Raw genomic sequence first — 8,508 nt, forward strand, 5'->3', positions numbered from 1 at the left:
AAGCTATGTTTAATAGATTAAAAGTCATACATTTGTATGGCTTATTTTTATTAAAAAATAAGGTGTTTAATTATCAGAATATTTTTACTTCGATTTCTTTTGAAAACAGGGTAATCCACTGGGATAAAGGCGTTTATAAAGGTTTTCACATGTAATGAAAAGTGCTCGTTCACTTGAAAGAACAAAAAATGTTTGTTAAGGTAGGGAACCATAAGCGAAAACAAGAAAATAGAAAAAGTCATTTTTCGAAATTTTGAATGGCTTATGGACTAAGGGAGAGATTTGGTGAAGATTGAAATTATGGTTTCGCTTGCTATTTATATGGCAGGTATGTTGTATATCGGATATTGGTCTTATAAGAAGACATCCGATTTATCAGATTATATGTTAGGCGGGAGGGGACTTGGTCCAGCAGTTACAGCTTTATCAGCTGGTGCTTCTGACATGAGTGGCTGGATGCTAATGGGATTACCTGGTGCGATGTATGCAACAGGATTATCAAGTGTATGGATTGCGATAGGTTTATTAATAGGTGCGTATGCAAACTATTTAATCATTGCCCCGCGTTTACGAACGTATACAGAAGTAGCAAATGATTCAATTACGATTCCAGACTTTTTAGAGAATCGGTTTAAAGATCGTACGAAAATACTTCGTTTTGTCTCCGCTATCGTCATTTTAGTATTTTTCACATTTTATGCGTCGGCTGGTTTAGTTTCAGGTGGACGTTTGTTTGAAAATTCTTTTAACCTTGATTATAAAATTGGTTTATTTGTAACAGTAGGTGTCGTTGTTGCGTATACACTATTTGGTGGCTTTCTAGCCGTAAGTTGGACGGACTTTGTGCAAGGTTGTATTATGTTTATTGCGCTTGTACTAGTGCCAATTGTTGCTTTTACGGATGTCGGTGGTGTAACAGAAACATTTAATACGATTAAGCAAGTCGATGCATCGCATTTAGATATGTTTAAAGGGACCACAATACTTGGTATTATTTCATTTTTAGCATGGGGCCTTGGATATTTTGGTCAACCACATATTATTGTCCGCTTTATGGCAATTACCTCTATTAAAGATTTAAAAACTTCTCGTAGAATCGGTATCGGTTGGATGACGATTTCAATTATAGGTGCAATGCTTACTGGTCTAATTGGTATCGCCTATTATGCTAAAAATAATGCGACATTACAAGACCCAGAAATGGTCTTTGTAACATTCTCAAATATTTTATTCCATCCGTATATTACAGGATTTTTATTATCAGCTATTTTGGCTTCGATTATGAGTAGTATTTCCTCACAATTACTTGTTATTTCAAGTGCAGTAACGGAAGATTTCTATAAAACATTTTTCCGTCGTAATGCAAGTGATAAAGAACTTGTATTTATCGGTAGGCTGTCAGTATTAGTTGTAGCGATGATTGCAGTTGTTTTAGCGTATCATCCGAGTGATACAATTTTAACGCTTGTTGGATATGCTTGGGCAGGATTTGGATCAGCATTTGGACCAGCAATTTTATTAAGTTTATATTGGAAGAGAACGAACAAATGGGGCGTTCTTGCTGGGATGATTGTCGGTGCATTAGTTGTTATCACTTGGGTACAAATTCCAAGTTTAAAAGCGACTATGTATGAAATGGTACCTGGATTCTTCTGTAGTTTATTAACTGTTATCGTTGTAAGTTTATTAACGAAAGAACCCGTTAAGGCAGTTCATCGTGAATTTAATGAGATGGAAGCAGTACTGGAAGAAGAAAAGAAATGATTTGCAAAAAGAGTAAACGATGAATAGCGTTTACTCTTTTTACATGTAAAATGAAAGTAAGGACTTATTGACAATAAAAAATAAGTAACTTATAATAAATCTCGAGTTCGAGATAAATAACATGCATAATGAAGAAATATTATGGTTATAAATCGAACGAATATTTTTTGTAAATTATCTTGAGTTCAAGATAATTTGATAGGTTAGACACCAATAGGTATTTTTGTAATTAATATCTCGAATTCGAGATAAAATTATTATAACGGATTTTACTTTGCAGCATGGACAAAATGAATAATGAATTTAAATGTAAAAGAATTTTTATAATGAAATAAAAAAGGAGTGGAAGAAATGGAAAAGAAAACAATGGGAATCCATCACATTACAGCGATTGTAGGGCATCCACAAGAAAATGTAGACTTTTATGCTGGTGTATTAGGGTTACGTTTAGTGAAACAAACAGTGAATTTTGATGATCCAGGTACGTACCATCTTTATTTTGGAAATGAAGGAGGAAAGCCTGGAACAATTATTACGTTTTTCCCATGGGCAGGTGCTCGTCAAGGTATTATTGGGGACGGTCAAGTAGGAATTACGTCTTACGTTGTACCAAAAGGTACAATGGAGTTTTGGGAAAATAGATTAGAAAAATTCGATGTTTCGTATACAAAAATGACTCGTTTTGGAGAGCAGTATTTAGAATTTGATGATCCGCATGGTTTGCATATAGAATTAGTTGAAAGAGAAGCAGGCGAATTAAACAATTGGAGTTTTGGAGAAGTTACACCAGAAGTAGCAATTAAAGGGTTTGGAGGTGCTGTTCTTTTATCTGCACAGCCTCAAAAAACAGCTGAATTGTTAGAACATATTATGGGTCTTGAAAAAATTGGAGAAGAGGGCGAATTTGTTCGATTCCGTTCTTCTGCTGACATTGGAAATATTATTGATTTGAAATTATCAACAATCGGTCGTGGCCAAATGGGCGTTGGTACAGTTCATCATATAGCCTGGAGAGCGAGTGATGATGCTGATCAGCTAGACTGGAAAGAGTATGTGTCGCGTTTTGGATATCACGTAACTCCTGTACAAGATCGAAATTATTTTAACGCGATTTATTTTAGAGAACATGGTGAAATCTTATTTGAAATTGCAACAGATCCTCCTGGTTTCGCTCATGATGAATCGTTAGAGACGATGGGGGAGGAATTAAAGTTACCGGAACAATATGAACAACATAGAAAACAGATTGAACAAACGCTTTTACCATTTGAAGTGAGAAATTTAGATTAAAGTGATTGAAGGGGGAAAAGGATTATGATGAAACATGTTTTTCAAAAAGGAAAAGATACGTCAAAACCAGTGCTGTTATTACTTCATGGCACAGGTGGTAATGAATTAGATTTACTACCACTTGCAGAAATAGTTGATCCGGAAGCGTCGGTATTAAGCGTTAGGGGAAATGTGTTAGAGAATGGGATGCCGCGTTTTTTCCGCCGATTAGCAGAGGGCATTTTTGATGAAGAGGATTTAATTTTCCGTACGAAGGAATTAAATGAATTTTTAGATGAAGCGGCTAAAGAATATAAATTCGATAGAAATAACATTGTAGCTATCGGTTATTCGAATGGGGCAAATATCGCAGCAAGCTTATTATTCCATTACGAAAATGCATTGAAAGGTGCTGTGCTTCATCACCCAATGGTACCAAGAAGAGGAATGCAATTAGCAAATTTAGCAGGGAAATCTGTGTTTATTGCTGCTGGGACAAATGACCCAATTTGTTCATCAGCAGAGTCAGAGGAATTGAAGGGACTATTAGAAAATGCAAATGCGAATGTAACAATGCATTGGGAAAATCGAGGGCATCAATTAACGATGGGTGAAGTAGAAAAAGCAAAAGAGTGGTATGACAAAGCATTTTAAAAAAAGAAGCATCTGCTAACGATTAGCAGATGCTTCTTTTTTATTTAAGACTGGATTGCAAGATGAGATGAAGAAAGTGGTAGCTCAATATCAACAATCGTACCTTTATTTAATTCGCTTGAAATGTGTAATCTACCATGATGTTCTTCAATTATTTTGTAACACATCATTAATCCTAGTCCTGTGCCTTTTTCTTTTAAACTATAAAAAGGTTCGCCTAGACGGGAGATACGATCTTCAGGAATGCCGCAACCTTCATCGATAATTCGTATTAAGATGAAATTATCCTCTAATGGTTTTGTTTGGATGAAAATATTTCCGCCATTTGGCATTGCTTCTATCGCATTTTTTAATATGTTTATAAACACTTGTTTTAATTGGTTACCGTCACATTGAATATCATATACGTAATCAAAATGATCCATGATGATATGAACGCTATGCATAATTGCAGTCGGTAAAATAAATGTAACTACCTCTTCAATTAAAGTTTGTATGTTACAAGTTTGGATAGATAATACTTGTGGCTTAGACATCGCCATAAATTGACTCGTGATGGATTCCATTTGTGAAATCTCACTTAACATAACATCGATATACCATTTCTGCTCCTCACTTATTTCAGGGAGGAGCAACGTTAGAAAACCTTTTAGAGAAGTGAGTGGATTTCGAATTTCATGGGCAATTCCAGCTGTCAGTTGTCCGACTACTGCGAGCTTCTCTGATTTTCGTAATAACTTTTCAGTTTCTTTTAGCTCAGTAACATCTCTCCCCATCACGATAAGACCTTTGCGAGAACCATCAGGATGATAAAGCGGAACTTTTGATATACTTAAGATTAGATCGAAATCATCTCTATGTATAATAAATTCCTCGCCATGAAGAATTTGTCTTTGTTGCCATGCTAGTTCATCTATTTCTTCACAATGTAAAAAAGCTTCTCGGTATGCTTCATTATATTGAATGAGTTCGCTATCTTTTTTCCCGTGGTAAGGTACATGATGGAAATTGAAGCAAGAAAGTGCGTAGTCATTTGCCTCAAGCCAGCGCCCTTCATGATCTTTAAATATAACAAAGGCAGGCATGGAGTTTACTAATGTACGTAATCTCTTCTCACTTTCTTTTAGCATATTCTCAATTCTTTCTGATTTTTCAAGCGGCTTCATAATAGCGTATACGCCAGTAAGACGATTTTGAACAAAAATAGGAACTAGTTTTGTCACAACATCTAATAAGAATCCATTTTTATGATAAATAGATAAGATATACTCTTGTTGATTATCCGCTTCAGTATTCTTTATATTTTGTAATACTTGCTCAGAAATATGGGCTTCTAAAATAGAGGTAATATTTTTCTGTTCTAATTCTAAAGAAGTGTAACCTAATATTCTTTCGGCAGAAGGATTTATATGTAGAATAACTCCTTCTAAATTCAATGAAATAATACTATCCGGATTGTGTTCGAACAGAGATGCGTACATTTCTGTTAATGAACGATCTTGTATATGGTTTCGCAAACGTCTAGAAATGTTCGGATGACGTTTTTTTTGAGTTGGTGAATATTTTTTACGACTCATAATAGTTCCTCCGTACAAATAGCATCTAAAAAGATTTGTCTATTCATAACTATAATATAGATGTGATGTGTATTTCTATAAAAAATGGAAGTTATAGAATAAATTTTGTTTTTTTATTTTTTGCAAAGTGAATGCAGGATGGTAATAAGGGGAGCTTATATTGTTTTATAAACCTTTTGTAAGTTACAGACGGTTGTTTTCCGTATAACATTAGGGTAGAGGAGGGGGAGAGAAAATGAAAAATTATATTCAAGGGATTGATCACGTGCAAGTAGCTGCACCTGTAGGGTGTGAAGAAGAGGCGCGTGATTTTTATGGGAATACGATTGGTATGGAAGAAATTCCAAAGCCAGAAGAGTTGAAAAAACGAGGTGGATGTTGGTTTAAATGTGGAAATCAAGAAATCCATATTGGTGTCGAGCGGAACTTTACACCAGCTAAAAAGGCTCATCCAGCTTTTTATGTGAATGAAATTAATGAATTTAAGCAAACACTTATAGAGCAAGGTGTTAAAGTGATTGATGATTATGCACGACCAGATGTAATTCGATTTTACGTGTCAGATCCATTTGGAAACCGAATTGAATTTATGCAAAATAAAGACTAGGTGGATTCCCACCTAGTCTTTAACTTCTTCTGAAAAGTCCTAACACTTCTACAGTTTCTGTAATATTAACGAATGCATTCGGGTCGATTTCAGAAATTGTTAGTTTCATACTTGCTAATTCTTCACGAGAAACGACGGTCATAAGTACACGCTTTTTCTCGCTTGAATAAGCACCTTCGCCATCAAGTAACGTTATTCCACGTACAACAGTTGAAAGAAGTTGTTTTTTCATTTTTTCTGCTTCATTTGTTACAATCATAAGTGTAACTTTACGATGTTTTGTATGAACAGCATCAATTACTTTACCAGTTACATAAATTGAAAGTAAGCTTGTAAGTGCAACATCCCAGGTGAAGAAGAATCCTGCGATTATTACAACGACTGCATTTAAAATAATAAGGAATCCGCCAAGTTTAATGTCTCGCTTGCGGGATAAAAGCATACCGATAATATCAAATCCACCAGTGGATCCATTACAGTTAAAAACAAGACCAATACCAGCTCCGGCGATTACACCTCCGAAGATAGAAGATAACAATGGATCTGTTGCTACGACTTTTACTGGAACGTAGTATAATGCAACAGATAATACAACTACAGAGACAACTGTGTTAAAAATTACTTTTTTTCCAAGACCTATGTACCCTAAAATAAGGATAGGTAAGTTTAATACAAAGTTAATAATGCCTGTGTTTACAGGGGTTACAATCCCTAAAATAATAGCAATTCCGCCAATTCCACTACTTAAAATTTTGTGGGGGATAAGGAAAAGATTAAAGGCAACCGCAATAATAATAGAACCGATAATAACACCAAGGAATCTGACCATTTCTTTCCCGTCCTTCACTGAAAAATTCATATTATTTCAAGATTATATATGATATTGAAAGTTTTGGGTAAAAACAGTTTATTTAGGTAAATTAGATTAATCAAAAGAATTTGAGTATTTTATCATTTGAAAGGGGATACAGTTGTGAAGATAAAAACATATCAACAGAAAAGCCCGTTGAAGCAAGAATGTGAGGATTCTTATTTTTGTAATAAAGAAAAAAAGATTTATGGTGTATGTGACGGTGCAACACCACTTGTCCCGTTTCGTGATGAAAAGGGACATAATGGAGCATACATCGCTTCGCATTTATTTGCAAGTTATTTTACTGCATTACGAGAGAATCATAGTTTACAATTTGCAGTTGCCAAAGCAAATGAAGTATTGCAAAGCAAAATGTTAGAATATGAAGTAGACACGAGAAAAAAAGAGCATTTGTGGTGCACATGTATCGCGGCAGTCCAAATAGTTGGTGAGAAAATTGAATATGCGCAGCTTGGGGACTGTATGATTGTCGCAACTTTTCAAAATGGAACGATGCAAGTATTAACGAAAGACACAGTTGAAGGAATTAGTAAAAGAGCAAAAAAGAAGAGGGAAGAAGATCGTAAAAAAGGGTTATCTGTACCAGAAGAATATGTTTTTCAAGATGTTCGAGAACAGTTAAAATACAATCGTTATCTTGCAAATATGCCAAATGGTTATTCAGTTGCAAATGGAATGAAAGAAGCGATACATTATTTACAACATGGTGAAGTACATACAGATGAAGTGAGTGGGATTTTTATTTGTTCAGACGGGTTATTTCACCCAGATTGGTCATTAGAACAAACTGTTGCATATATAAGAAAGAATAGTATAAACGAATATATAGCAATTATTGAAGAGCTAGAAGCGGAAAAGAGAATAAGGCCAGATGATAAAACGATTATAATGATTGATTTTTAAGAGGAGGCAGTTCAAATGGAAATTAAACGTGTCAATCTAACATTTCAAGATGAATTAGTTCCTTTAGAAAAAGTAAACAAACTGATTATTCACCATACAGCTGAAGATGGATGGGACGTGTATAAAACGCATGAATTTCATCAAACTGTAAGGGGGTGGAGCGGAATTGGTTACAACTATTTTATCGAAAAGGATGGAACTGTAGTGGAAGGGCGAGGTTTACATATTGGAGCGCACGCGAAAGACCATAACCGTCATACAATTGGAATATGTATGACGGGAAATTTCGATAAATACGATCCCACTCCCCCGCAAGTGAATGCATTATATTCTTTATGCAAAATGTTTATGAAGCAATTTGCTATAAAGAAAGAAAATATACTAGGTCATAGGGAGTTAGAAGGAGTTACAAAAAGCTGTCCTGGTAATCGTTTTTCTATGGTAGAGTTAAGGAAGATATTATCTTAAATATAGAGGAGTAACAACGATGATGAATATAAAAATACCAAATGATAAAAAAGAAGAGCTTGTAGCGCAAATTCAGCAATTTTTCATGGAAGAAGATCTAGATGAAATTGGGCGTTTCCAAGCAGAGCGTTTAATAGAAGAAATGATTAAATTAGTTGGACCATTTGCATACAATCAAGCAATTGGAGATGCAAGAAAGCTTGTAAGTGAGAAATTAACGAATATGGAAGAAGATTTATACGTGTTAGAGAAAAATGAAGGGAAATAAAAAAAGAGCCGATGTGGTCATCTCCCTGTCAAGTAGACAGTAATAAAAAGAGTATTATGCCACGGCCTTTTCCCGATATTCTATCGGGGAAAGGCCGTGAAGTTTTTCTTGGAACCTTTCTGTA

10 protein-coding genes are annotated in these 8,508 nt (G+C 34.9%); 7 read left to right on the forward strand and 3 right to left on the reverse strand.

The window, feature by feature from the left end; genetic code table 11:
* Positions 1-285 precede the first annotated feature (285 nt).
* The 3 genes from putP (at position 286) to ACTFO4_RS06450 (ending at position 3,687) form a co-directional block, all read left to right on the forward strand.
* Positions 286-1,764: a sodium/proline symporter PutP gene (gene putP, locus ACTFO4_RS06440; RefSeq protein ID WP_000687591.1), complete on the forward strand. Its 1,479-nt coding sequence runs from the start codon at positions 286-288 to the stop codon at positions 1,762-1,764.
* Between the two features lie 351 nt (positions 1,765-2,115).
* Positions 2,116-3,054: a ring-cleaving dioxygenase gene (locus ACTFO4_RS06445; RefSeq protein WP_000412739.1), complete on the forward strand. Its 939-nt coding sequence runs from the start codon at positions 2,116-2,118 to the stop codon at positions 3,052-3,054.
* 24 nt (positions 3,055-3,078) lie between these two features.
* Positions 3,079-3,687 carry an alpha/beta hydrolase gene (locus ACTFO4_RS06450; protein ID WP_061457603.1) on the forward strand — a complete coding sequence of 203 codons (609 nt, stop codon included), beginning with the start codon at positions 3,079-3,081 and terminating at the stop codon, positions 3,685-3,687.
* Positions 3,688-3,731: 44 nt separating this feature from the next.
* On the opposite strand, the gene ACTFO4_RS06455 is transcribed toward ACTFO4_RS06450, so the two are convergent.
* Positions 3,732-5,264 (reverse strand): BA3702 family sensor histidine kinase, encoded by a 1,533-nt coding sequence (locus ACTFO4_RS06455; protein WP_000087652.1) that lies wholly within the window; start codon positions 5,262-5,264, stop codon positions 3,732-3,734.
* Between the two features lie 235 nt (positions 5,265-5,499).
* On the opposite strand from ACTFO4_RS06455, the gene ACTFO4_RS06460 reads away from it, so the two are divergent.
* Complete coding sequence (locus ACTFO4_RS06460) at positions 5,500-5,871, forward strand: VOC family protein (RefSeq protein ID WP_000800772.1); 372 nt, start codon at positions 5,500-5,502, stop codon at positions 5,869-5,871.
* 19 nt (positions 5,872-5,890) lie between these two features.
* On the opposite strand, the gene ACTFO4_RS06465 is transcribed toward ACTFO4_RS06460, so the two are convergent.
* Complete coding sequence (locus ACTFO4_RS06465; protein ID WP_000251344.1) at positions 5,891-6,700, reverse strand: YitT family protein; 810 nt, start codon at positions 6,698-6,700, stop codon at positions 5,891-5,893.
* 126 nt (positions 6,701-6,826) lie between these two features.
* Here ACTFO4_RS06465 and ACTFO4_RS06470 point away from each other — a divergent pair, with 126 nt between their 5' ends.
* The 3 genes from ACTFO4_RS06470 to ACTFO4_RS06480 are packed head-to-tail and all read left to right on the forward strand — an operon-like array spanning position 6,827 to position 8,384.
* Positions 6,827-7,648: a protein phosphatase 2C domain-containing protein gene (locus ACTFO4_RS06470; RefSeq protein WP_135277391.1), complete on the forward strand. Its 822-nt coding sequence runs from the start codon at positions 6,827-6,829 to the stop codon at positions 7,646-7,648.
* A gap of 15 nt (positions 7,649-7,663) precedes the next feature.
* Entirely contained in the window at positions 7,664-8,116 is a 453-nt protein-coding gene (locus tag ACTFO4_RS06475) for a peptidoglycan recognition protein family protein (RefSeq protein ID WP_000404002.1), read from the forward strand.
* 19 nt (positions 8,117-8,135) lie between these two features.
* The gene (locus tag ACTFO4_RS06480) at positions 8,136-8,384 is read left to right on the forward strand and encodes a DUF2164 domain-containing protein (protein WP_000981066.1); all 249 of its coding nucleotides are present in this window, start codon (positions 8,136-8,138) and stop codon (positions 8,382-8,384) included.
* Between the two features lie 54 nt (positions 8,385-8,438).
* Here ACTFO4_RS06480 and ACTFO4_RS06485 read toward each other — a convergent pair.
* A partial coding sequence (locus tag ACTFO4_RS06485) for an IS3 family transposase (RefSeq protein ID WP_325782447.1) occupies positions 8,439-8,508 on the reverse strand: 70 nt, incomplete at its 5' end.

The sequence above is a fragment of the Bacillus cereus group sp. MYBKT14-1 genome, assembly GCF_051915185.1.
Classification (GTDB): domain Bacteria; phylum Bacillota; class Bacilli; order Bacillales; family Bacillaceae_G; genus Bacillus_A; species Bacillus_A cereus.